The sequence below is a fragment of the Enterobacter asburiae genome (assembly GCF_001521715.1).
GTDB classification, from domain to species: domain Bacteria; phylum Pseudomonadota; class Gammaproteobacteria; order Enterobacterales; family Enterobacteriaceae; genus Enterobacter; species Enterobacter asburiae.
Map to the genome: position 1 here is coordinate 88,941 of NZ_CP011863.1, position 23,697 is coordinate 112,637.

Annotated in this window: 24 protein-coding genes; 10 read left to right on the plus strand and 14 right to left on the minus strand. The window is 55.3% G+C overall.

The genetic code is table 11. The annotated features are described in order from the left end of the window. Positions 1 to 14: 14 nt before the first annotated feature. The 5 genes from nrdR to thiL all read left to right on the plus strand — a co-directional run bounded on the left by nrdR (position 15) and on the right by thiL (position 3,620). A complete protein-coding gene (gene nrdR / locus ACJ69_RS00420; protein ID WP_008503337.1) occupies positions 15 to 464 on the plus strand; it encodes a transcriptional regulator NrdR in 450 nt (149 codons plus the stop codon). A gap of 4 nt (positions 465 to 468) precedes the next feature. Next, entirely contained in the window at positions 469 to 1,572 is a 1,104-nt protein-coding gene (gene ribD / locus ACJ69_RS00425) for a bifunctional diaminohydroxyphosphoribosylaminopyrimidine deaminase/5-amino-6-(5-phosphoribosylamino)uracil reductase RibD (RefSeq protein WP_059346248.1), read from the plus strand. Between the two features lie 87 nt (positions 1,573 to 1,659). Continuing rightward, positions 1,660 to 2,130 (plus strand): 6,7-dimethyl-8-ribityllumazine synthase, encoded by a 471-nt coding sequence (gene ribH, locus ACJ69_RS00430; RefSeq protein ID WP_006176874.1) that lies wholly within the window; start codon positions 1,660 to 1,662, stop codon positions 2,128 to 2,130. A gap of 21 nt (positions 2,131 to 2,151) precedes the next feature. Next, positions 2,152 to 2,571 (plus strand): transcription antitermination factor NusB, encoded by a 420-nt coding sequence (nusB, locus tag ACJ69_RS00435; RefSeq protein ID WP_006809908.1) that lies wholly within the window; start codon positions 2,152 to 2,154, stop codon positions 2,569 to 2,571. Positions 2,572 to 2,648: 77 nt separating this feature from the next. After that, entirely contained in the window at positions 2,649 to 3,620 is a 972-nt protein-coding gene (gene thiL, locus ACJ69_RS00440) for a thiamine-phosphate kinase (protein ID WP_059346249.1), read from the plus strand. 62 nt (positions 3,621 to 3,682) lie between these two features. Here thiL and ACJ69_RS00445 read toward each other — a convergent pair whose 3' ends face one another. From ACJ69_RS00445 to xseB, 4 genes are all read right to left on the minus strand, one after another. Then, the gene (locus ACJ69_RS00445; protein WP_059346250.1) at positions 3,683 to 4,657 is read right to left on the minus strand and encodes an aldo/keto reductase; all 975 of its coding nucleotides are present in this window, start codon (positions 4,655 to 4,657) and stop codon (positions 3,683 to 3,685) included. Positions 4,658 to 4,720: 63 nt separating this feature from the next. Further along, positions 4,721 to 6,583, minus strand: a complete 1,863-nt coding sequence (gene dxs, locus ACJ69_RS00450; protein ID WP_029741670.1) for a 1-deoxy-D-xylulose-5-phosphate synthase — start codon at positions 6,581 to 6,583, stop codon at positions 4,721 to 4,723. Between the two features lie 24 nt (positions 6,584 to 6,607). Further along, positions 6,608 to 7,507, minus strand: a complete 900-nt coding sequence (gene ispA, locus ACJ69_RS00455; RefSeq protein ID WP_054829743.1) for a (2E,6E)-farnesyl diphosphate synthase — start codon at positions 7,505 to 7,507, stop codon at positions 6,608 to 6,610. Beyond that, positions 7,508 to 7,750 (minus strand): exodeoxyribonuclease VII small subunit, encoded by a 243-nt coding sequence (gene xseB, locus ACJ69_RS00460; protein WP_008503331.1) that lies wholly within the window; start codon positions 7,748 to 7,750, stop codon positions 7,508 to 7,510. Positions 7,751 to 7,941: 191 nt separating this feature from the next. On the opposite strand from xseB, the gene thiI reads away from it, so the two are divergent. Then, complete coding sequence (thiI, locus tag ACJ69_RS00465; RefSeq protein ID WP_059346251.1) at positions 7,942 to 9,390, plus strand: tRNA uracil 4-sulfurtransferase ThiI; 1,449 nt, start codon at positions 7,942 to 7,944, stop codon at positions 9,388 to 9,390. Positions 9,391 to 9,457: 67 nt separating this feature from the next. On the opposite strand, the gene yajL is transcribed toward thiI, so the two are convergent. Together yajL and panE are read right to left on the minus strand one after the other, a co-directional pair. Continuing rightward, positions 9,458 to 10,048 (minus strand): protein deglycase YajL, encoded by a 591-nt coding sequence (gene yajL, locus ACJ69_RS00470; protein WP_023310563.1) that lies wholly within the window; start codon positions 10,046 to 10,048, stop codon positions 9,458 to 9,460. Continuing rightward, entirely contained in the window at positions 10,011 to 10,922 is a 912-nt protein-coding gene (panE, locus tag ACJ69_RS00475) for a 2-dehydropantoate 2-reductase (protein ID WP_047648563.1), read from the minus strand. Before panE ends, yajL begins: the two co-directional genes overlap by 38 nt. A gap of 121 nt (positions 10,923 to 11,043) precedes the next feature. Here panE and ACJ69_RS00480 point away from each other — a divergent pair, with 121 nt between their 5' ends. Beyond that, a complete protein-coding gene (locus tag ACJ69_RS00480; protein ID WP_023334701.1) occupies positions 11,044 to 11,535 on the plus strand; it encodes a YajQ family cyclic di-GMP-binding protein in 492 nt (163 codons plus the stop codon). 32 nt (positions 11,536 to 11,567) lie between these two features. On the opposite strand, the gene ACJ69_RS00485 is transcribed toward ACJ69_RS00480, so the two are convergent. From ACJ69_RS00485 to ACJ69_RS00525, 8 genes are all read right to left on the minus strand, one after another. After that, positions 11,568 to 12,929, minus strand: coding sequence for an MFS transporter (locus tag ACJ69_RS00485; protein ID WP_059346252.1), 1,362 nt, complete (start codon positions 12,927 to 12,929; stop codon positions 11,568 to 11,570). A 149-nt stretch (positions 12,930 to 13,078) separates the two neighbouring features. Further along, positions 13,079 to 13,966: a heme o synthase gene (gene cyoE / locus ACJ69_RS00490; RefSeq protein WP_013095848.1), complete on the minus strand. Its 888-nt coding sequence runs from the start codon at positions 13,964 to 13,966 to the stop codon at positions 13,079 to 13,081. Between the two features lie 11 nt (positions 13,967 to 13,977). Continuing rightward, on the minus strand, positions 13,978 to 14,304 hold the full coding sequence (locus ACJ69_RS00495; protein ID WP_006176899.1) for a cytochrome o ubiquinol oxidase subunit IV: 327 nt from the start codon (positions 14,302 to 14,304) through the stop codon (positions 13,978 to 13,980). Then, positions 14,304 to 14,918 (minus strand): cytochrome o ubiquinol oxidase subunit III, encoded by a 615-nt coding sequence (locus ACJ69_RS00500; RefSeq protein ID WP_023334703.1) that lies wholly within the window; start codon positions 14,916 to 14,918, stop codon positions 14,304 to 14,306. The genes ACJ69_RS00495 and ACJ69_RS00500 overlap by 1 nt, the downstream gene beginning before the upstream one ends. Further along, positions 14,908 to 16,899, minus strand: a complete 1,992-nt coding sequence (gene cyoB, locus ACJ69_RS00505) for a cytochrome o ubiquinol oxidase subunit I (protein WP_014168864.1) — start codon at positions 16,897 to 16,899, stop codon at positions 14,908 to 14,910. The genes ACJ69_RS00500 and cyoB overlap by 11 nt, the downstream gene beginning before the upstream one ends. Positions 16,900 to 16,915: 16 nt before the next feature. Beyond that, the gene (gene cyoA, locus ACJ69_RS00510; RefSeq protein ID WP_014882770.1) at positions 16,916 to 17,863 is read right to left on the minus strand and encodes a cytochrome o ubiquinol oxidase subunit II; all 948 of its coding nucleotides are present in this window, start codon (positions 17,861 to 17,863) and stop codon (positions 16,916 to 16,918) included. Positions 17,864 to 18,341: 478 nt separating this feature from the next. Then, the gene (gene ampG / locus ACJ69_RS00520) at positions 18,342 to 19,817 is read right to left on the minus strand and encodes a muropeptide MFS transporter AmpG (RefSeq protein WP_059346253.1); all 1,476 of its coding nucleotides are present in this window, start codon (positions 19,815 to 19,817) and stop codon (positions 18,342 to 18,344) included. 46 nt (positions 19,818 to 19,863) lie between these two features. After that, on the minus strand, positions 19,864 to 20,442 hold the full coding sequence (locus ACJ69_RS00525; protein WP_023310568.1) for a lipoprotein: 579 nt from the start codon (positions 20,440 to 20,442) through the stop codon (positions 19,864 to 19,866). Positions 20,443 to 20,747: 305 nt separating this feature from the next. Between ACJ69_RS00525 and bolA the strand changes: the two genes are divergently transcribed. The 3 genes from bolA (at position 20,748) to clpP (ending at position 23,578) form a co-directional block, all read left to right on the plus strand. Further along, positions 20,748 to 21,065 (plus strand): transcriptional regulator BolA, encoded by a 318-nt coding sequence (gene bolA, locus ACJ69_RS00530; protein WP_021241655.1) that lies wholly within the window; start codon positions 20,748 to 20,750, stop codon positions 21,063 to 21,065. 330 nt (positions 21,066 to 21,395) lie between these two features. Next, complete coding sequence (gene tig / locus ACJ69_RS00535; RefSeq protein ID WP_023310569.1) at positions 21,396 to 22,694, plus strand: trigger factor; 1,299 nt, start codon at positions 21,396 to 21,398, stop codon at positions 22,692 to 22,694. Between the two features lie 260 nt (positions 22,695 to 22,954). After that, positions 22,955 to 23,578, plus strand: coding sequence for an ATP-dependent Clp endopeptidase proteolytic subunit ClpP (gene clpP, locus ACJ69_RS00540; RefSeq protein WP_010428105.1), 624 nt, complete (start codon positions 22,955 to 22,957; stop codon positions 23,576 to 23,578). Positions 23,579 to 23,697: the final 119 nt, after the last annotated feature.

The window sequence follows — 23,697 nt, forward strand, 5'->3', positions numbered from 1 at the left end:
AACAGGGATACCGTATGCATTGCCCATTCTGCTCCGCTGTGGATACCAAAGTCATCGACTCTCGTCTTGTGGGCGAAGGGTCTTCCGTACGCCGTCGTCGGCAGTGTCTGGTGTGCAACGAGCGTTTCACGACCTTTGAGGTTGCAGAGCTGGTAATGCCGCGCGTAGTAAAAAGCAACGACGTGCGCGAGCCGTTTAATGAAGAGAAATTGCGCAGCGGGATGCTGAAGGCCCTGGAAAAACGTCCCGTCAGCGCGGACGACGTTGAGATGGCGTTAAACCACATAAAATCTTACCTTCGTGGTTTGGGCGAGCGTGAAGTGCCGAGCAAAATGATCGGCAACCTGGTGATGGAGCAGCTGAAAAAGCTCGATAAGGTCGCCTATATCCGCTTCGCCTCGGTCTACCGCAGCTTCGAAGACATCAAAGAGTTTGGCGAAGAGATCGCCCGCTTACAGGATTAAGCTCATGCAGGATGAGATTTACATGGCGAGAGCCATGAAGCTGGCGCAGCGCGGTCGTTTTACTACCCATCCCAACCCGAACGTCGGGTGCGTTATCGTTAAAGATGGCGAGATCGTAGGGGAGGGGTTTCACTATCGTGCTGGCGAGCCGCATGCCGAGGTTCATGCGCTGCGCATGGCCGGTGAGAAGGCGCGCGGTGCCACAGCCTACGTCACGCTGGAGCCCTGCAGCCATCACGGGCGTACGCCGCCGTGCTGCGAAGCGCTGATCGCGGCGGGTGTTTCACGCGTGGTCGCCTCAATGCAGGACCCGAATCCGCAGGTTGCCGGACGCGGTCTGTATCGCCTGCAGCAGGAAGGCATTGACGTCAGCCATGGTCTGATGATGCAGGACGCGGAAGCGATCAACAAAGGATTTCTGAAGCGCATGCGTACGGGGTTCCCGTATATTCAGCTCAAGCTGGGCGCCTCGCTGGATGGACGTACGGCGATGGCAAACGGCGAAAGCCAGTGGATCACGTCGCCACAGGCAAGGCGCGATGTGCAACGTCTTCGCGCGCAAAGCCATGCTATTCTCACCAGCAGTGAAACCGTTCTGGCTGACGATCCGGCCATGACCGTGCGCTGGGACGAGCTTAATGCCGATACCCAGGCGCTGTACCCGCAGGAGAACCTGCGTCAGCCGCTGCGTATTATCATTGATAGCCAGAACCGCGTGACGCCGGCGCACCGCATCGTCCAGCAGCCGGGTGAAACCTGGATTGCCCGCACCAAAGAAGATACGCGCGAATGGCCGGAAGGCGTGCGCAGCATTATGGTGCCGGAGCATAACGGTCATCTGGATCTGGTGGTGCTGATGATGCTGCTCGGCAAGCAGCAGGTGAACAGCATCTGGGTTGAAGCGGGGCCAACGCTCGCCGGTGCGCTTTTACAGGCCGGGCTGGTGGATGAGCTGATTGTTTACGTTGCGCCTAAACTGTTAGGTCACGACGCGCGCGGCCTGTTTGTGCTGCCCGGCCTTGAAAAACTGGCCGACGCACCGCAACTCAAATTTAGCGAGATTCGTCCGGTAGGCCCGGATGTCTGCCTCCACTTAACGACAGCGTAATTGCTCCTGAAATAGGGAAGCAGTGCGCAAAGTATTATGATAAAATCCGCCCCCCTGCGGGGCCAAATGAACCCGTAAAGGAAGAGTATGAACATTATTGAAGCTGCTGTAGCTACCCCGGACGCTCGCGTCGCCATCACCATTGCGCGTTTCAACAACTTCATCAACGACAGCCTGCTGGAAGGTGCGATTGACGCCCTGAAACGTATCGGCCAGGTTAAAGATGACAACATTACCGTTGTTTGGGTTCCAGGCGCTTACGAACTGCCACTGGCGGCGGGCGCGCTGGCGAAAACCGGTAAATACGACGCGGTGATTGCGCTGGGTACCGTTATTCGTGGCGGCACTGCGCACTTCGAATACGTTGCGGGCGGTGCAAGCAACGGTCTGGCACACGTTGCGCAGGATGCTGAAATTCCTGTCGCGTTCGGCGTGCTGACCACCGAAAGTATTGAACAAGCCATCGAACGTGCTGGCACCAAAGCCGGTAACAAAGGTGCAGAAGCTGCACTGACCGCGCTTGAAATGATCAATGTATTGAAAGCCATCAAGGCCTGATTTTTTTGTAAGGGGAATTCCGTGAAACCTGCTGCTCGTCGCCGCGCCCGTGAATGTGCCGTCCAGGCACTTTACTCCTGGCAGTTGTCCCAGAACGACATCGCTGATGTTGAATACCAGTTCCTGTCAGAACAGGACGTAAAAGATGTTGACGTTCTGTACTTCCGCGAACTGCTGTCGGGAGTGGCGACTAATAGCGCGTATCTCGATGGCCTCATGAAGCCATACCTGTCCCGCCTGCTCGAGGAGCTGGGTCAGGTAGAAAAAGCAGTGTTGCGTATCGCGCTGTTTGAGCTGTCTAAACGTGATGATGTGCCGTATAAAGTGGCCATCAACGAAGCGATCGAGCTGGCGAAAACCTTCGGCGCTGAAGACAGCCACAAGTTTGTAAACGGCGTACTTGATAAAGCAGCACCTGCGATCCGTCCCCACAAAAAGTGATCCGCAAACCGGAGTCCTGCATTGCCTGACGGGCAGTGCGGCTCCGGTTTTTTCTTTTATTTGCTGAGGCATAACGTATGGCATGCGGCGAATTCTCCCTGATTGCCCGTTATTTCGACCGTGTCAGAACCTCTCGTCTTGATGTTGAAACCGGCATTGGCGATGACTGTGCACTTCTCAATATTCCCGAAAAACAGACGCTGGCAATCAGCACCGACACCCTGGTGTGCGGCCGTCATTTCTTACCCGATATCGATCCTGCCGATCTGGCGTATAAAGCGCTGGCGGTTAACGTCAGCGATCTGGCAGCGATGGGCGCCGATCCCGCGTGGCTGACGCTGGCTTTGACCCTGCCAGAGGTGGATGAAACCTGGCTGGAAGCCTTTAGCGACGCGCTGTTTGAACAGCTGAATTATTACGATATGCAGCTGATTGGCGGTGATACCACTGCCGGGCCGCTGTCGATGACGCTGGCGATCCACGGCTATGTGCCGCTTGGCCGCGCGCTGAAGCGCTCGGGCGCAAAACCGGGCGACTGGATCTACGTGACCGGTACGCCGGGCGACAGCGCGGCTGGGCTGGCGATCCTGCAGAACCGTTTAACGGTTGAAGATGCTGACGATGCGGCATATCTGGTGAAGCGCCACCTGCGGCCAACACCGCGTATTCTGCACGGCCAGGCGCTGCGCGAACGGGCAAGCTCGGCTATCGATCTCTCTGACGGTCTCATCTCCGATCTTGGCCATATTCTGAAGGCCAGCGGCGTAGGTGCGCGCGTTGACCTGGATCTCTTCCCGCTGTCTGAGCAGCTGCTACGCCATGTGGAGCCTGAGCAGGCCCTGCGCTGGGCGCTCTCCGGTGGTGAAGACTATGAGCTGTGCTTCACGGTGCCTGAGCTCAACCGTGGAACGCTGGACGTGGCGTTAGCGCATCTCGGCGCGAAATTTACCTGCATCGGTCAGATTATGCCGGAGAGCGAAGGGCTGAAGTTTGTAAAAGACGGTGCGCCCGTTACGCTGGACTGGCAAGGGTACGATCACTTCGCGTGATGTTGTGCGCTCTGTATTGCCGGGTGGCGGCTTCGCCTTACCCGGCCTACCAAAGATGGAGCTTACTTAAACCCCACCACCGGATGCTGCTGATACGGCGTCTCCAGCTCGGCAATCTGCTCCGGCGTCAGCGTGATATCCACCGCATTCAGCAGCTCATCCAGCTGTTCTTCCCGCGACGTTCCAATAATCGGTGCCGCGACCCCGCGCTTGCCCAGCAGCCACGCCAGCGCTACCTGCGCGCGAGTGGCACCGGTATCGTCGGCAATTCCGGCTAAGCGTTCGGCAATCAGCGCATCGCTGGCTTCTGTACCGGAATAAAGATTTTTTCCCACTTCATCCGATACCAGGCGAGCCGTGGTTTCCCCCCACGGGCGGGTCAGGCGGCCGCGCGCCAGCGGGCTCCACGGGATCACCGCCACGCCCTCCTGATGACACAGCGGCAGCATCTCGCGCTCTTCTTCACGATAGATCAGATTGTAATGATCCTGCATGGTGACAAAGCGCGCCCAGCCGTGCTGCGCCTGGAGATCCAACGCCTGGGCAAACTGCGACGCGTGCATAGACGACGCGCCGATGTAGCGGGCTTTCCCGGCTTTGACCACGTCATTCAGCGCTTCAAGGGTCTCTTCAATGGGCGTGTTGTAATCCCAGCGGTGGATCTGCAGCAGGTCGACGTAATCCATGTTCAGGCGTCTGAGGCTGTCATCAATAGAGCGCAGGATCTGCGCGCGAGAAAGACCCTCCGCCAGATCGCCCACCGGGTAGTAGACCTTGGTGGCGACGACGATGTCATCACGACGGGCAAAATCGCGCAGGGCGCGGCCGACAATCTCCTCGCTGCTGCCGTCGGAGTAGCTGTTGGCGGTGTCAAAGAAGTTAATGCCGCCCTCGATGGCGCGTTTGATGATCGGACGGCTGCTCTCTTCCGGCAGCGTCCAGGCGTGGTTTCCCCGATCGGGCTCGCCAAAGGTCATGCATCCCAGACAAAGTCGGGAAACCTTAAGGTCCGTTTTTCCTAATGTTGTGTATTGCACGGTTCCGCTCCTGCTGTTTAAACACCAGGTTTAAGCATAGCAGGAGCGGAAAAGGGGAAGGGGTCAGTCCAGCCAGGCGCGGATTTTGGCTTCGATACCGGCGGCGTCCAGGCCAATAGCCGCACGGGCTTCATCCTGGGTACCCTGAGGAATGAAATGATCCGGCAGGCCGAGGTTCAGCACCGGCACGGCTTTACGGTTCGCCATCAGCACCTCGTTCACGCCACTGCCCGCGCCGCCCATGATGGCGTTTTCTTCCAGCGTGACCAGCACGTCATGCGTCTCAGCCATACTCAGGATCAGAGATTCGTCGAGCGGCTTCACAAAGCGCATGTCCACCAGGGTGGCATTCAGCGCTTCAGCCGCTTTAGCCGCCTCTGGCATCAGCGTGCCGAAGTTCAGGATCGCCACTTTTTCACCGCGACGCTTCACCAGACCTTTACCGATCGGCAGTTTTTCCAGCGGCTGAAGCTCAACGCCTACCGCATTGCCGCGCGGGTAGCGAACGGCGCTTGGGCCATCCTGATAGTGGTAGCCGGTAAACAGCATCTGACGACATTCGTTCTCGTCGCTTGGCGTCATGACAACCATATCCGGAATACAGCGCAGGAACGACAGATCAAACGCGCCCTGGTGGGTCTGGCCGTCGGCACCGACGATGCCCGCACGATCGATAGCAAACAGTACCGGCAGCTTCTGAATCGCCACGTCGTGGATCACCTGATCGTAGGCGCGCTGCAGGAAGGTGGAGTAGATAGCGACAACCGGCTTGTAGCCGCCAATGGCGAGGCCCGCTGCAAACGTCACCGCATGCTGCTCGGCAATGGCGACGTCGAAATACTGGTCAGGGTATTTTCTGGAGAACTCTACCATGCCGGAGCCTTCACGCATGGCAGGCGTCACCGCCATCAGCTTGTTGTCTTTGGCTGCGGTTTCGCACAGCCAGTCGCCGAAGATTTTTGAATAGCTCGGCATGCCGCCGCTGCTTTTTGGCAGACATCCGCTGGATGGGTCAAATTTCGGTACCGCGTGGAAGGTGATCGGATCTTTTTCCGCCGGTTCGTAGCCACGCCCTTTCTTGGTCATGATGTGCAGGAACTGCGGGCCTTTCAGGTCGCGCATGTTCTTGAGCGTGGTAACCAGACCCAGCACGTCATGGCCGTCAACCGGGCCAATATAGTTAAAGCCCAGCTCTTCAAACAGGGTGCCCGGCACGACCATGCCTTTGATGTGTTCTTCGGTACGCTTGAGCAGCTCTTTAATCGGCGGTACGCCGGAGAAGACTTTTTTGCCGCCTTCACGCAGCGAGGAGTAAAGCTTGCCGGAGAGCAGCTGGGCCAGATGGTTGTTCAGCGCGCCGACGTTCTCGGAGATCGACATTTCGTTATCGTTAAGGATAACCAGCATGTCCGGCTTGATGTCGCCCGCATGGTTCATGGCTTCAAAGGCCATACCGGCGGTAATGGCGCCGTCGCCAATGACGCAGACGGTGCGGCGCTGCTTGTTCTCTTTCTCGGCGGCAACGGCAATACCGATGCCCGCAGAAATGGAGGTGGAGGAGTGGCCGACGCTCAGCACGTCATACTCGCTCTCACCGCGCCACGGGAACGGATGCAGGCCGCCTTTCTGACGAATGGTGCCAATCTTATCGCGACGTCCGGTCAGAATTTTGTGCGGATAGGCCTGGTGGCCCACGTCCCAGATGAGCTGATCGAACGGCGTGTTATAGACATAGTGCAGCGCCACGGTCAGCTCAACCGTGCCAAGCCCGGAGGCGAAATGGCCGCTGGAGCGGCTAACGCTGTCGAGCAGGTAGCGACGCAGCTCGTCGCACAGCTTCGGCAGGCTCTCTTTCGGCAACAGACGTAACTCCTGGGTGGAGTCAACTAACGCCAGTGTCGGGTATTTGGCAATATCAAAACTCATCAAAGGCTCATCGAGATATATAGTTTATTTATTACGCTGGATTATATAGTCCGCTAGCGCTTCCAGTGCCGAGGTATCCAGCGATTGCGCGGCCAGTTCATTTAGCGACTGGCGGGCATCATCAATCAGATCCCGGGCTTTACGTTGGGCTTGCTCAAGGCCCAGCAGGGCGGGGTAGGTACTTTTGCCAAGCTGCTGGTCCGCACCCTGACGTTTACCCAATGTTGCAGTATCGCCCACCACATCCAGAATGTCATCCTGAACCTGGAATGCCAGACCGATACTTTCTGCATATCTGTCCAGAATCGGCAGGGCTTTGCGCCCTTGTTCACCCGCGCTCAGCGCGCCCAGGCGAACGGCGGAACGAATCAACGCCCCGGTTTTATGGCGGTGAATACGCTCCAGCTGTTCCAGATTAACCTGACGTCCTTCCGCTTCAAGATCCAGCGCCTGTCCGCCGCACATGCCGGCCACGCCGCTGGCCATGGCCAGCTCGGAGATCATCGCCAGGCGGTCGCGGTCGGCCACTTCCTCCATCGGCGCGTCGCTCAGAATCGAGAACGCCAGCGTTTGCAGGGCATCACCCGCCAGAATGGCATTCGCCTCGCCAAACTTGATATGGCAGGTGGGTTGACCCCGACGCAAATCGTCGTCGTCCATGGCCGGGAGATCGTCGTGGATCAGCGAGTAGGCGTGGATGCACTCAACGGCGGCTGCCGGGGCGTCCAGCGTGTTATCGCTGATGCCAAACATATTGCCCGTGGCGTACACCAGGAACGGGCGCAGGCGCTTTCCACCCAAGAGTGCGCCATAGTGCATGGCTTCAACCAGTGGAGTGTTCTGAAAAGGCTGTGGCGCAATAAAACGGCGCAGGGCGTCGTTGGCGCGTACGACACGCGCCTGAAGCTCGTTGGCAAAATCCATTTACTCGGCGTCCGGTGTGAAAGGCGTGGTTTTCGCGTCTTCGCTGTCGGAAAGCAGGATCTGCACGCGCTGCTCGGCCTGCTGCAGTTTGACCTGCCCCTGGCGCGCCAGCTGCACGCCACGCTCGAATTCGTTGAGCGCCTCTTCCAGCGGGAGATCGCCGCTCTCAAGACGGGTAACGATTTGCTCCAGTTCACTCAGCGCAGTTTCGAAACTGGCCGGTGCGTCGTTCTTCTTCGGCATAGTGAATTGACTCTTATATTCTCAGCCCCGACATGGTAACGGACTCAGGGCAATTATCAAATAACGCGCAATGTGCACAGGAGCGGCGCGATGGTGGTATACTTGCGCGCCTGGATGCAGCCACGGGTGTGGGCTGCTGTACTCTTTTCCATTACAAGCCTTAACACGCTTGCCTAAGAAACATTGCCGCCATGAAGTTTATCATTAAATTGTTCCCTGAAATCACCATCAAAAGCCAATCTGTGCGTTTGCGCTTTATTAAAATTCTCACCGGGAACATTCGTAACGTATTAAAGCTCTACGACGAAACCCTCGCCGTGGTGCGCCACTGGGACCACGTTGAAGTGCGCGCCAAAGACGAAAACAAACGTCAGGATATTCGCGACGCGCTGACCCGTATTCCGGGGATCCACCATATCCTGGAAGTGGAAGATGTTCCGTTCAGCGATATGCACGACATCTTCGAGAAAGCGCTGGTCCAGTACCGCGATCAGATCGAAGGCAAAACCTTCTGCGTGCGCGTGAAGCGTCGCGGCAAGCACGAGTTCAGCTCTATTGAAGTGGAACGTTACGTCGGCGGCGGTTTGAACCAGCACGTTGAAACGGCGCGCGTTCGTCTGACCAACCCGGACGTGACCGTGAACCTGGAGATCGAAAACGATCGCCTGCTGCTGGTGAAAGGGCGCTATGAAGGTATCGGCGGCTTCCCGATTGGCACCCAGGAAGACGTATTGTCCCTGATCTCCGGCGGCTTCGACTCCGGCGTCTCCAGCTATATGCTGATGCGTCGCGGCTGCCGCGTGCACTACTGTTTCTTCAACCTGGGCGGTGCGGCGCACGAAATCGGCGTTCGTCAGGTCGCGCATTACCTGTGGAACCGCTTCGGCAGCTCACACCGCGTGCGTTTCGTGGCGATCAACTTCGAACCCGTGGTTGGCGAAATCCTCGAAAAAGTGGACGACGGCCAGATGGGCGTGGTCCTGAAGCGCATGATGGTGCGCGCGGCGTCCAAAGTGGCTGAACGCTACGGCGTGCAGGCGCTGGTCACCGGCGAAGCGCTGGGCCAGGTCTCCAGCCAGACGCTGACCAACCTGCGTCTGATCGACAACGTGTCTGATACGCTGATTCTGCGTCCGCTGATCTCCCACGACAAAGAGCACATCATCGACCTTGCGCGCGAAATCGGCACCGAAGATTTTGCCCGCACCATGCCTGAATACTGCGGCGTGATCTCAAAAAGCCCAACAGTGAAGGCGGTGAAGGCGAAGATCGAAGCGGAAGAAGAGAACTTCGATTTCAGCATTCTGGAAAAGGTGGTGGAGGAAGCCTCCAACATCGACATCCGCGAGATTGCCCAGCAGACCGAGCAGGAAGTCGTTGAAGTTGAAACCGTGAGCGGTTTTGGTGCCAGCGATGTGATTGTGGATATTCGTTCTATTGATGAACAGGACGCCAGCCCGCTGAACGTCGAAGGCGTGGAGGTGGTTTCTCTGCCGTTCTACAAGCTGAGCACGAAGTTTGGCGATCTCGACAAGAGCAAAACCTATCTGCTGTGGTGCGAGCGCGGGGTGATGAGCCGCCTGCAGGCGCTGTATCTGCGCGAGCAGGGCTTTGCGAATGTGAAGGTGTATCGCCCATAGTTTCTAGCCGGGGAGTGCGGCCTGATGCCCTCACCCCGGCCCTCTCCCACAGGGAGAGGGAGAACACCTATTCATAGTAATTATAAATTCCCGCCGGCATCACCAGCGATGACGCTACTTCGTACGCTTTCTCGCGCCCGACCAGCAGGTCAATAATCTTTAAGCCAAAATCAATCGCGGTGCCTGGCCCCTGGCTAGTCAGCAGGTTGACGCGCGGATCCCAGACGACGCGTTTATCCACCCAGTGCTCTTCCGGGATCGTATCCTTAAGCCCCGGGAAACCGGTCATGTTGCCAATGGGGAAGATATCGTGCGGAATCAGAACCGTTCCGGCGGCGGCACAGATTGCCGCGACGATGCGGCCGGATAAATGAAACTGACGCACGGTCTCGACCAGCAGCGGGCTGTCGCGAAAACATTCCGCGCCTTTTAAGCCGCCGGGCAGCACGATGATGTCGTAATCGCCGTCAGCCACCTGAACAAGGGGGGCATCCGCGAGAATTTTCACCCCGCGTGAACAGGTGATTGCCAGATTGCCGTCGCTGGCGACGCTGGCGGTGGTGACCTTAATGCCGCCGCGCACCATCAAATCAATGGTGGTGACCGCTTCCATCTCTTCGCTACCAGGGGCGAGACAGATCAGTGCTGACGCGCTCATATTCACTCTCCTTACGTTTAACCAGGTCATACAGACGGGCGTTTTCCGGCACGGCGATGCCGTGCGCGCGGGCGCGTTTTAGCAGATAGCCGGTGATGTAGTCGATCTCCGTGTGGCGTAATGCCCGAACGTCCTGCAGCATTGAGGAGATATTTTCTGCCGTGCTCTCAATGACCTGCTCGACATAGCAGCGCAAATCGTCCGCCGAGGTATGCAGACCTTCCCGCTCAACGACCGCCGCGACTTCCGCACACAAAACCGCAACGTCCTGCGGATGATTTTTCAGCTCACCGTTCGGGCAGTCCCACAGTGCCGTCAGCGGATTGATCACGCAGTTTACCGCCAGCTTGCGCCACAGCTGAGGGCGAATATTGTTGTGCCAGGCCACGTCCGGCAGCACCTTTTGAAGCACATCGGCCAGATAGCTGTAGTCGCCATCCTGCGTTCTGGCGGGGCCGATGTGCGTCACGCCGCTGGCGACATGCACGATGATGTTGCCGTCGCGACGTGCAGCGTGCGTGGTCGTCGCCATCAGCAGGGGCTGCGGGACGTTTTTCAGCTCATCAAGCGTCCCCATGCCGTTATGCAGCAGCAGAATGGGGGAAGTGGAGGGGAGCTGCGCGGCCAGCGTTTTTACCGCGTCTGAGACCTGCCACGCTTTGAGCGTCACCAGTAAAAGATCGCTTTGCGCCAGGAAATCAGGATCGTTCGCGGTGAGGGATTCGTTAAAGATGCTTCCGTCTTCACCTATCAGGTTTACACTGCAATAGGGCTGGGGCACGCGCAGCCAGCCCTGAACCTCATGTCCGTGCTTGCACAGCGCGGTCAGCCACAGCTGACCAAGCGCTCCGCATCCGAGCACCGTAATTTTCATTGTTCCTCCTCACCTGCAACTGCGCCAGGTGTTACAGCTTAATTATACAGCTAAGCTTCTGTTGAGTTATGCCTCGTAGCGGGTATTATGCAACGCAACAAAAGTGAAGGGAGAAGAAAAGATGCCATCTTTCGATATTGTTTCCGAAGTTGATATCCAGGAAGTTCGCAACGGCGTTGAGAACGCAACCCGCGAAGTTGAGTCACGTTTCGATTTTCGCGGCGTTGAGGCGTCGTTTGAGCTGAACGACGCAAATAAGACCATTAAGGTGCTGAGCGAGTCTGATTTCCAGGTGAATCAACTGCTCGACATTCTGCGTGCCAAGCTGTTAAAGCGCGGCATCGAAGGGACGTCTCTGGACGTGCCGGAAGAGTTTGTGCACAGCGGTAAAAACTGGTTTGTTGAAGCCAAGCTGAAGCAGGGCATCGAGAGCGCGGTGCAGAAGAAGATCGTTAAGCTCATTAAAGACAGCAAGCTGAAGGTGCAGGCGCAGATCCAGGGCGAAGAAATTCGCGTGACCGGTAAGTCCCGCGATGATCTCCAGTCCGTAATGGCGCTGGTGCGCGGCGGCGATCTGGGTCAACCGTTCCAGTTTAAAAACTTCCGCGATTAATATAAAAAAGCCCGGTTTAACCGGGCTTTTTTTCACGCTTTGAGCGCCTGCTCGACTTCGAAGCGGTTGGTCATTTTACTGTCTATTTTGACGTAAGCGCTGCGCTCTTCCGGGACGATGAGCACTTCCGTCACACCCTCTTTGGCTTCCAGACGCTGCTTAAGCATATCGCTGATTTCCACATCATCCGGGATTTCCACGCGCAGGCTGCTCACGTAGCGTGGCTCTTTCATGGTGCTGGCGACCAGCAGCCAGACTGTTGCCAATAGCGCACCGGCGAGGAACACGGTTTGTGAATCAAACAGGCCGTCCACCCAGCCGCCGAGCGAGCCGCCGATCGCCACGCCGAGAAACTGGCTGGTGGAGTAGATGCCCATCGCGGTACCTTTATACCCGGCGGGGGATTCTTTGCTGATCAGCGACGGCAGCAGCGCTTCCATCAGGTTAAAGGCCAGGAAGAACAGCTGTACGCCGGCAATCAGTTCCCAGAAGTGCGGACCGGCACCCCAGAGCACAATTTCGGCAATCAGCAGGACCGCCACGCAGCCCACGAAGACGCGCTTCATTTTGCGCTTCACTTCGGCGTAGATGATGAACGGCACGACGGAGACAAACGAAATCAGCATCGTGACCAGATAGATTTTCCAGTGCTCAGCCGCCGGGAAACCCGCCGCGGCAAGCTGGCCGGGCAGGGCGACAAAGGTCGACATCAGCAGGATGTGCAGACACATAATGCCAAAATTCAGCTTCAGCAGGCGCGGCTCGACTATCACTTTGCTGAAGCAGCCTTTTACCATCCCCGATTCACGGTTCAGAACGTGGTTCTTGCTGTCCGGCACGACCCACAAGGTTAAGGCAATACCGATGGTTGCCAGCACGGCAATCATCCAGAACAGGGCGTGCAGACCCAACGTGTGCGTAATGATGGGGCCCAGCACCATGGCAATCGCAAACGTCACGCCAAAGCTCACGCCGATGAACGCCATCGCTTTGGTGCGGTTCTGCTCGCGGGTTAAGTCGGACAGCAGCGCCATCACCGCGGCGGCAATCGCGCCGGAGCCCTGCAGGGCGCGGCCGAGAATAATCCCCCAGATGGAGTGGGAGAGGGCGGCAATCACGCTTCCGAGCACAAAGACCAGCAGCCCGCCGACGATCAGCGGCTTTCGACCCACCCGGTCAGAGAGCAGGCCAAACGGGATCTGGAATACCGCCTGCGCCAGACCGTAGATGCCGATCGCGAACCCAATCAGCGCCTCACTGGCCCCCTGCAGCGCCATACCGTACGTGGTCAGAACAGGCAGGACCATAAACATGCCAAGCATCCGTAGCGAGAAGACAGTCCCTAAGCCCCAGGTCGCGCGTAGCTCGCCTGGCGTCATTTTATAATCGTTCATTACCACCTCAGTTCAAAAGCAGGCCATAGTGTAGTGCGGGGAAGGGGCGGGGTAAATAAAGGGTTATTTAACAAATATTACATGCGTTATTAGTAGATTCAGTGAAAAAAAAAGGGTGCCGAAGCACCCCTTTATTCGCCTGTTTTGGCTTACCAGACGTAAGTCAGCAGGTTGTGTGAATCTGGCACCATGAAGTCCACGGACATCATCACGGACAGCGAGGTGATGGCCACAATCGAGAACACAAACAGTTTGCGCGCCCAGACTTTGTCATCTTCCACTTTGTAACCGCGCAGCGCCATACCGAGCCACCAGACGCTCACCGCGGCCGCTACCGCCAGATATTTGTATCCAGCGTAACCGCCCAGAGAGAGCATCAGCGTTGCCACGGCAAAAGCGATGATGTACAGCGTGATGTGGTTCTTGGCAACGGAAATGCCCTTCACGACCGGCAGAACCGGGATGTTCGCTGCCTGATAATCCTTAAAGCGGAAAATCGCGATGGCATAGGAGTGCGGCATCTGCCACAGGCTAAAGATAGCCAGCAGGATCAGCGCACCGCTGTCGAACTCGTTCGTGACCGCGCAGTAGCCAATCACCGGCGGCGCAGCGCCGGAGAGAGAACCAATCAGCGTGCCGTAGACGGAATGGCGTTTCATATACAGGCTGTAGACGCCCACATACACCACGAACCCCATCACCCCCAGCCAGCAGGCCAGCGGGTTAGCACCAAACCACAGCAGCATAAAGCCAGCAATACCCAGCAAGGTGGCGTACACCAGCGAGACGGAAGGGGCGATCAGGCCTTTCACCAGCACCCGATTTTTGGTCCTTTCCATCTTCTTGTCGATATCCATGTCGATGTAGTTGTTAAATACACAACCGGACGCAACAACCAGTGACACACCGACCAGCGTGTAGATAAAGAGGGTGTAATCAATGCTGCCCTTAGAGGCCAGCAGGAACCCTCCGATCACGGAGATCAGGTTGCCAAAGATGATGCCTGGTTTCGTTACTTGCAGGTATTGCTTAAACATACTCGCCGCTCTTAGTGAACCATCATGTTGTAGTTGAGGTTCCACATAATCCAGATGGAACCGACTACCAGGATAGCGATGATAATCACGGTAAAGATAAAGGCGGTCATATTCCAGCCTTCATCGGACTTGGTGTTCATGTGCAGGAAGCAAACCAGATGCACCAGAATCTGAATCACCGCGGTCACCAGGATTGCACCCAGAATAACCGGCTTAGACGCAGAACCGCTCATCACCATCCAGAACGGGATCACCGTCAGGATGATCGACAGGATGAAACCTGTCATGTAGGTTTTTACGCTACCGTGGGAAGCGCCATGATCGTTTGAATGACTCATTACATCGCCCCCATCAGATATACAACAGAGAACACACAGATCCACACCACGTCCAGGAAGTGCCAGAACAGGCTCAGGCACATGATACGGGTACGGTTAGTGCTGGTCAGGCCGCGACGGGATACCTGGAACATCAGTACCGCCATCCAGATCAGACCAGAGGTCACGTGCAGACCGTGGGTACCGACCAGCGCGAAGAACGCTGACAGGAAGCCACTGCGATCCGGACCGAAACCTTCCAGAATCAGGTGATGGAATTCATAGATTTCCATCCCGATAAATCCAGCACCAAACAGCCAGGTCAACGCCAGCCAGGACACAACCTGGCTCTTGTTGTTTTTGTACATGGCGATAGCCGCCATGCCGTAAGTGATGGAGCTGAATAACAGCAGTGCGGTTTCAACCAGAACGAACGGCAGTTCAAAGATGTCCTTGCCAGCCGGGCCGCCCGCCGTGCCGTTCACCAGAACGGCATAGGTCGCGAACAGACAGCAGAACAGAATGCAGTCGCTCATCAGGTAGATCCAGAAACCGAAGACTTTAGTCGGTCCTGTATCGTGGTGCGCATGCTCATGCGCGTGGGCAGTTGAGTGCGCCAGAGTATCAGTTGCCATTTTTCAGCCCCGCTTTAGAAATCTCGTCGAAATGCTGGTTTTCCAGCTTCTCAACTTCACGGACTGGTACGTAGTAGTCCACGTCCTCGTCAAAGCTCTTCACAATCCAGCTGATTACGATGCCGGCGAAGCCAACAATCGCCATCCACCAGATGTGCCAGATCATTGCGAAACCAAATACCGTTGCGAAGGCGGCAATCACAATGCCCGCACCGCTGTTTTTCGGCATGTGGATCTCTTCGTAATGAGCAGGTTGCTTGTACGCTTCACCTTTTTCTTTCATTTCCCAGAATGCGTCGCGTTCATGAACCTGCGGCACGATGGCAAAGTTATAGAAAGGAGGTGGAGAAGAGGTCGCCCACTCCAGCGTACGGCCACCCCATGGGTCACCGGTCAGGTCACGGTTCTGGTCGCGGTCGCGAATAGACACGTAGAACTGAATCAGCTGAGACGCGATACCACAGGCAATCAGCACCGCACCGCCCGCTGCAACCATCAGCATTGGGTGGAACTGCGGATCGATCTGCTGGCTCAGACGACGGGTCATACCCATGAAGCCCAGCACGTACAGCGGCATAAATGCGACGAAGAAGCCGATGATCCAGAACCAGAACGCGCGTTTACCCCATTTTTCGTTCAGCGTGAAGCCGAACGCTTTTGGCCACCAGTAGGTTACGCCAGCGAAGCAGCCGAAGACCACGCCACCGATGATAACGTTATGGAAGTGCGCAATCAGGAACAGGCTGTTGTGCAGAACGAAGTCAGCACCTGGTACCGCCAGCAGTACGCCGGTCATCCCACCTACGGAGAAGGTAACGATGAAGCCGATAGTCCACAGCATCGCTGAGTGGAACACGATACGGCCCTGATACATGGTGAACAGCCAGTTGAAGATCTTCACCCCGGTAGGGATGGCGATAATCATGGTGGTAATACCGAAGAAGGCGTTTACGTTCGCGCCCGCACCCATGGTGAAGAAGTGGTGCAGCCAAACGATGAACGACAGAACGGTAATACACACGGTTGCCCACACCAGAGAGGTGTAACCAAACAGACGTTTACGCGAGAAGGTTGCCGCGATTTCGGAGAACACACCGAACACAGGCAGAACCAGAATGTACACTTCCGGGTGACCCCAGGCCCAAATCAGGTTGATGTACATCATCATGTTGCCACCCATATCATTCGTGAAGAAATGGGTGCCCAGGTAGCGGTCCAGGGTCAGCAGCGCAATGGTGACGGTCAGAATTGGGAAGGAGGCAATAATCAGGATGTTGGCGCACAGAGATGCCCAGGTAAATACCGGCATCTTGAACATGGTCATGCCTGGGGCACGCATCTTGATAATGGTCACGAAGAAGTTGATACCGGTCAGGGTAGTACCGACACCGGAGAGCTGAAGCGCCCAAATCCAGTAGTCGACGCCAACGCCCGGACTGTACTCAATTCCTGACAGCGGCGGGTAAGCCAGCCAGCCGGTCTGCGCGAATTCGCCCACACCCAGTGACAGGTTAACCAGGATAACGCCGACAACCGTGAACCAGAAGCTCAGGTTGTTCAGGAACGGGAACGCCACGTCGCGCGCGCCGATTTGCAGCGGAACGACAACGTTCATCAGACCGATAACCAGCGGCATCGCCACGAAGAAGATCATGATAACGCCGTGGGCGGTAAAGATCTGATCGTAGTGGTGCGGTGGAAGGAAGCCGGCTTCACCCGCAGAAGCGAGTGCCTGCTGGCTACGCATCATGATCGCATCCGCAAAGCCACGAATTAACATGACGATACCGACGATGCAGTACATGATACCGAGTTTTTTGTGGTCAACCGAAGTCAGCCACTCGTTCCACAGGTAGCTCCACTTACCGAAGTAAGTGATCAGGGCCAGTAAGGCCGCGCCACCAATGATAATTGCAGCCACCGTAACCACGATAATCGGTTCATGGTAGGGCACTGCATCCAGTGTCAATTTTCCGAACATTTTCTTCCTCGGCCCCTTAGTGAGCGGTTTCCGCGTGGCTCATGTCCATGCCTTCCATACCTTCGTGCGCGCTGTGCTCGCCTTCAGGCTGGGTCATGTCCATGCTCTTGCCGTGATCCATAAATTTGCCAATAACGTCTTTGAACAAATCTGGTTTCACATTAGAGAAGTACTCCACCTTGTTGTATTCGCTTGGTGCAGCCACTTTTTCGAACGCCGCCATGTCAGACATGGTGTTTGGAGACTGCTTCGCTTTTTCAACCCACTGGTCGAAAGCGGCACGGTCTGGCGTCGCAATAGCTTTGAACTTCATACCTGAGAAGCCCGGGCCGCTATAGCTGGCGGAGATACCATCATAGGTGCCTGCTTCATTCGCGATCAGGTGCAGGTTGGTCTGCATACCGGCCATCGCGTAAATCTGGCTACCCAGACGTGGGATGAAGAAGGAGTTCATTACGGAGTTGGAGGTCACTTTGAACTGAACCGGAGTGTTCGCCGGGAAGGCGATTTCATTCACGGTAGCAATACCCTGCTCTGGATAGATGAAGAACCATTTCCAGTCCATGGAGACCACTTCAATGGTAATAGGTTTCTCATCGTGAACCAGCGGTTTGCTTGGCTCAAGTGCGTGAGTGGTTTTCCAGGTCAGTACGGCAAGGAACAGGATGATCAGAATAGGAACCGTCCAGACCACAGCTTCCACTTTATTGGAGTGTGACCAGTTAGGGCTATACTTCGCATCTTTATTGCTCGCACGATACTTCCAGGCGAAACCAACAGCCATCAAAATGGCAGGAATAACCACAATCAACATCAGGCCAAAAGCCGTCAATATCAGTGAACGTTGTTCCAGTCCAATCTGCCCTTTGGGGTCTAGTAGTGCAGAATCGCAGCCACTGAGTAATACAGTGCCCGCGAATAATGACAACCATCCCAAACTTTTATTGTATTTCCCGAGTCTCATTTAACGACCTCAATTCCACGGAGTCTGGTGGCGTTTAAAGTGTGCGGGCATTTTACGGGAAGGTTACATTACTGTAAACATCATTAGGCCTGTGTCAGGAAGGTGTTACCGGGTTCTGCCGCACGTGTCACAAGTGTTGCAAATTATGTCGGTTTTTATGACCGAAGCCGCACGGCATGGGCTTTATAACGAAAGGACCCCCAAGCATACCCTAAAAGGGGCAATTGGTATAACCATTGTTAAAAATAAACAAAAAATTAACAATTAATTATCAATAAAAAGACATCTAAAAAACGAAAAATCAAACTCTCTTATGCTGAATCGTTTAATGAAAAATAGCGTTTTGGGATGGGAGCCAATAATTTCCAAATCCTATCCCGCACAAAACAACAAATATTTTTTTTAGCGGCCGGTGGCTATTTCACCGTTATAATTTCGCTTAGTGATTACAACGGGAAATAACCTTTCGCATTTTTCTTCAGGTCATCTGCGTTTTACGCAACGCCATGAAATCAAGCAGACCTCCGATCAGGATCCCGGCGATAGCCAGCAGGGCGCCTGCGTCCAGCAGAAGGGCTTCAAAGGGGAGTGCCAGTGACGTGCTGGCATTAATAATGAGCACCCCCAGCCAGAGTGCGAGAGCCGCGCAGCCCACCATTAACAGACGTAACGCAAAACGGTAGGCGCGGTGATATTCGGTGCGCGGCATAAAGTGTTCCGTCCGCTGGGTATATTCCAGCGTCTGACGGCAGACCAGCAGCAATAAAATTCCCGGTACGGCAGCCACGACCGAGAAGAGATAAAATGTTGGCCAGCCGTGGGCTTCCACGAACCAGCCGGCAATCGGGCCAACGTACACGCGGCCAACGGCGGAGAGCGCCGAGAGCAGAGCGAACTGGGTGGCGGAAAACGACTTGTTGCACAGAGTCATCAGCAGGGCAACAAACGCCGCGGTTCCCATGCCGCCGCAGAGGTTTTCGAAGAACACCGCCGCGGCCATGCTGATCGTATGTTTGTCGGTAATCGACAGCAGCCAGTAGCCTGCGTTAGAGGCGCCCTGAAGGATGCCAAAAATCAGCAGCGCGCGAAACAGCGTCAGGCGCTGCATCAATACGCCGCCATAAAGCGCGCCGACGATGGTTGCAAACAGCCCCAGCGTTTTATTCACCACACCCACTTCACCGGCGTCAAAACCGACGCCCCGGATCAGGAAGGTGGTGGTCAAACTCATGGCAAAGGCATCGCCCAGCTTATAAAGGACGATGAGCAGCAGGATCAGCCAGGCGTTGTTGCGGCCAAAGAAGTCACGGAGCGGTTCGGCGACGGCCTGCTCCAGCGAGCGTGGAACCGGGATGACGTCACTCGGTTCGGGCGCGAACAGCGTCGCGATAATGCAGGGGATCAGCAGGGCGGCCATCAGCCAGTACATGCCCTGCCAGCCGAGGTAACGGTCGGCGAGCCACAGCGCCAGCCCGCCGGAGACCAGCATCCCGAGCCGATAGCCCAGCACACTGATTGCCGCACCGGCGCCGCGCTCTTCCGCAGGTAAAACGTCCGTCTTCCAGGCGTCGAACACGATATCCTGAGAGGCGGAACAGAAGGCAATCACCACCGCAAGCGCGGCCATCCAGCGAAGCTGGGTGGTGGGTTCAAGAAATCCCATCGCCGCAATGGCCAGCAGCAGCAGGATCTGCGTCATCACTAACCAGCCGCGTCGACGCCCGAGGAAAGGCGGCGTATAGCGATCCATGACCGGAGACCACAGGAACTTAAAGACATAGGCCTGGCCGACAAGCGAGAAGAAACCGATGGTTTTAAGATCGATGTTCTCGACCGTCATCCATGCCTGTAGCGTGCCGGAAGTGAGTGCGAGGGGTAAACCCGAGGCGAAGCCGAGGATCAGCAGGATAGCTGATTTCGGTTGCTGGAAAATGCGTAAGTAATGGCTGGACATGTTTTTATAAAACTGACCCGGTGATACACCGGGCCAGAGAGCGGGATTAACGCGCGTTTTGCTTGATGAAGTCGTGAATGCTTGTGTCCTGCGCCATATCGGCGATGGTGTCGGTCAGCACGCTGTTCACGGCGTTAGCAATGTTCTGGTTAGAAGCCTGGAAGGCACCTTCAACAGAGTAGCTGGCGCGGTAGTTTTTGGTCATCTTGTTGCCATTCTTCGCGGTGGCAATGATGGCGATATCCGCTTTGGTCGCAATGTTGTAGCGCACGTTGCCCTGAGACACGTCAGCGTACAGGTTGTTGACGATGATCTGCAGATCGACCGCGCCGCTTGGGCCAATCATGTAGCCGCGAGCGGTCATCTGTTTCTCCAGCACTTCCTGGAGCAGGAAGCGCAGGTCGCGGGACGCGGTGAGGGTAACCTGCTGGTTATCGCGGGTCACTTTAGCCAGCGCCTGATCCTGACGCTGATCGGCACCGTTAATGCTCACGGTGACGCCCATCAGGCTTGGGTCCTGCTGAGGCAGGGTGATTTTTGGTGAGACATCAATAGTGGTAGGCGGGGTAGCGCAGCCTGCCAGCATGAAAAGGGCTACCAACGGAAAGAAGAGTTTTTTTAACATTTTCGGGTTCTCAACGAATCGTAAGCATATAAAGAGAAAAATTGCCGCCATCATAACATCGCCAACGGCGAGGGGAAGTGGTCAACGCATGTAAATTCATCGCCTTGTCCGAAAACTGACCAGATCACCCTTTTTCCCAATCCGTGTATGACAAAACGTATGAGTCTCACAGTGAACTTCATTCGTTTGAATGAGAAAATCAGACGAAAGCTAAATATTTGTTGTCAAGGTGTAATGGAAACGGTAAAAGCGGCTAACATTTAAAGGGATGGGTGACATCCTGGCGTTGTCGGAGGAGTAATTTCATGATGATACGTGAGCATATAGAAGATAAATTAAGGGCAGCGTTCAACCCTGTGTTCCTCGAAGTCGTCGACGAAAGCTATCGTCATAACGTGCCGGCAGGTTCTGAAAGCCACTTTAAAGTGGTTCTGGTTAGCGATCGCTTCACGGGAGAACGTTTCCTGAATCGACACCGCTTGATCTACAGCACCTTGACGGAAGAACTCTCCACGACCGTGCATGCGCTGGCACTGCATACCTATACCATTAAGGAATGGGAAGGTTTGCAGGATACGGTTTTCGCATCGCCGCCCTGTCGCGGTGCAGGCACTATCGCCTGATAAATCGGATTTGCAACGGCTGGAGCTTTTCCAGTATGTTGCTTACAGATTTCCTCAAAACGGCCTCCGGGCCGTTTTGTTTTGTTTGAGTTTTGAGCAGATGGTGCGATTTTAAGGCTAAAAATAGCCTTAAAGTGTGAAAAAAGCCGCAGCAACATGCCCCAACCGTTCTCGACTCACCTAAGTGATGCCGCTATAATGCCGCGTCTTATTGAATGTCTTCGGGATGATTCTGGCGACAGGGAATGTGAATCTGCACTAAGAGAGCATCCCGGTATAACAGACAGATTCAGAGTTGACCGAGCACTGTGATTTTTTTGAGGTAACAAGATGCAAGTTTCAGTTGAAACCACTCAAGGCCTTGGCCGCCGTGTAACGATTACTATCGCTGCTGACAGCATCGAAACTGCTGTGAAAAGCGAGCTGGTCAACGTAGCAAAAAAAGTACGTATTGACGGCTTCCGCAAGGGCAAAGTACCAATGAATGTTGTTGCTCAGCGTTATGGCGCTTCCGTGCGTCAGGATGTGCTGGGTGAACTGATGAGCCGCAACTTTATTGATGCGATCATCAAAGAAAAAATCAATCCGGCCGGCGCGCCGAACTACGTTCCAGGCGAATACAAACTGGGCGAAGACTTCACCTACTCCGTAGAGTTCGAAGTGTACCCGGAAGTTGAGCTGAAAGGTCTGGAATCTATCGAAGTTGAAAAACCAGTTGTTTCCGTGACTGACGAAGACGTTGACGGCATGCTGGATACCCTGCGTAAGCAGCAGGCGAACTGGAAAGAGAAAGAAGGCGCTGTTGACGCTGAGGACCGTGTCACCATCGACTTCACCGGTTCCGTAGACGGCGAAGAGTTCGAAGGCGGTAAAGCGTCTGACTTCGTACTGGCTATGGGCCAGGGTCGTATGATCCCAGGCTTCGAAGACGGTATCAAAGGCCACAAGGCTGGCGAAGAGTTCACCATCGACGTGACCTTCCCGGAAGAATACCACGCTGAAAACCTGAAAGGGAAAGCAGCGAAGTTCGCTATCAACCTGAAGAAAGTTGAAGAGCGCGAACTGCCAGAACTGACTGAAGAATTCATCAAGCGTTTCGGCGTGGAAGATGGTTCCGTAGCGGGTCTGCGTACCGAAGTGCGTAAGAACATGGAACGCGAACTGAACGGCGCGGTGCGTAACCGCGTGAAATCTCAGGCGATCGAAGGTCTGGTGAAAGCCAACGAAATCGACGTTCCTGCTGCCCTGATCGACAGCGAAATCGACGTTCTGCGCCGTCAGGCTGCACAGCGTTTCGGTGGCAACCAGCAGCAAGCGATGGAACTGCCACGCGAGCTGTTCGAAGAGCAAGCGAAACGCCGCGTTGTTGTTGGCCTGCTGCTGGGCGAAGTGATTCGTACCCACGAGCTGAAAGCTGACGAAGAGCGTGTGAAAGGCCTGATCGAAGAGATGGCTTCTGCATACGAAGATCCATCAGAAGTGATCGAGTTCTACGGTAAGAACAAAGAGCTGATGGACAACATGCGCAACGTTGCCCTGGAAGAGCAGGCTGTTGAAGCGGTACTGGCGAAAGCGAAAGTGACCGAAAAAGCGACCTCTTTCAACGAACTGATGAACCAGCAGGCGTAATTTCGCCCCAACGGTTTAAAGTTTGAACAGAAAACCCGTTGCCTTGCGGCAGCGGGTTTTTTTTATCGCAGCGATAGCCCAGGAAGAGTGCTAAAACGCCCTTTCGGTGTTAGCGTAACAACAAAAGGTTGTTATGCTTGAAATAGGGCACTGTGAACCCCATAAGTACGTAATCATGATGAATGAGACTGGCTGATAATCCGTCCGTAAGGTTACAATCAGTACAGCAGGTGTTTTCAATTTTGATCCAGGAGACGGAAATGTCATACAGTGGCGAACGAGATAACTTTGCACCCCATATGGCTCTGGTGCCAATGGTTATTGAACAGACCTCACGTGGTGAGCGTTCTTTTGATATCTATTCCCGTCTGCTCAAGGAACGCGTTATCTTTCTGACTGGCCAGGTGGAAGACCACATGGCTAACCTGATCGTGGCGCAGATGCTGTTTCTGGAAGCGGAAAACCCGGAAAAAGACATTTACCTGTACATTAACTCCCCGGGTGGCGTGATTACAGCAGGTATGTCCATTTATGACACCATGCAATTCATCAAGCCTGATGTAAGCACTATCTGTATGGGTCAGGCTGCATCTATGGGCGCATTCCTGCTAACAGCAGGGGCGAAAGGTAAGCGTTTCTGCTTGCCAAATTCCCGCGTGATGATTCACCAGCCGCTGGGCGGTTACCAGGGGCAGGCGACGGATATCGAAATCCACGCCCGCGAAATTCTGAAAGTAAAAGCGCGCATGAATGAACTTATGGCGCAGCATACGGGTCAACCACTCGAGCAGATCGAGCGCGATACCGAGCGCGATCGCTTCCTCTCTGCTCCAGAGGCAGTTGAGTACGGCTTAGTCGACTCCGTGTTGACCCATCGTAATTGATGCCCGCGACGCGAGTGTGCCGCTATACTAAGGTAGGGCGGCACGCTGCTGATTGCAGCTTGCGTCTTAGAATGGCATTTGCGTCGTCATGTGCGGCACAAAGAACTTAAAAAGAGGTT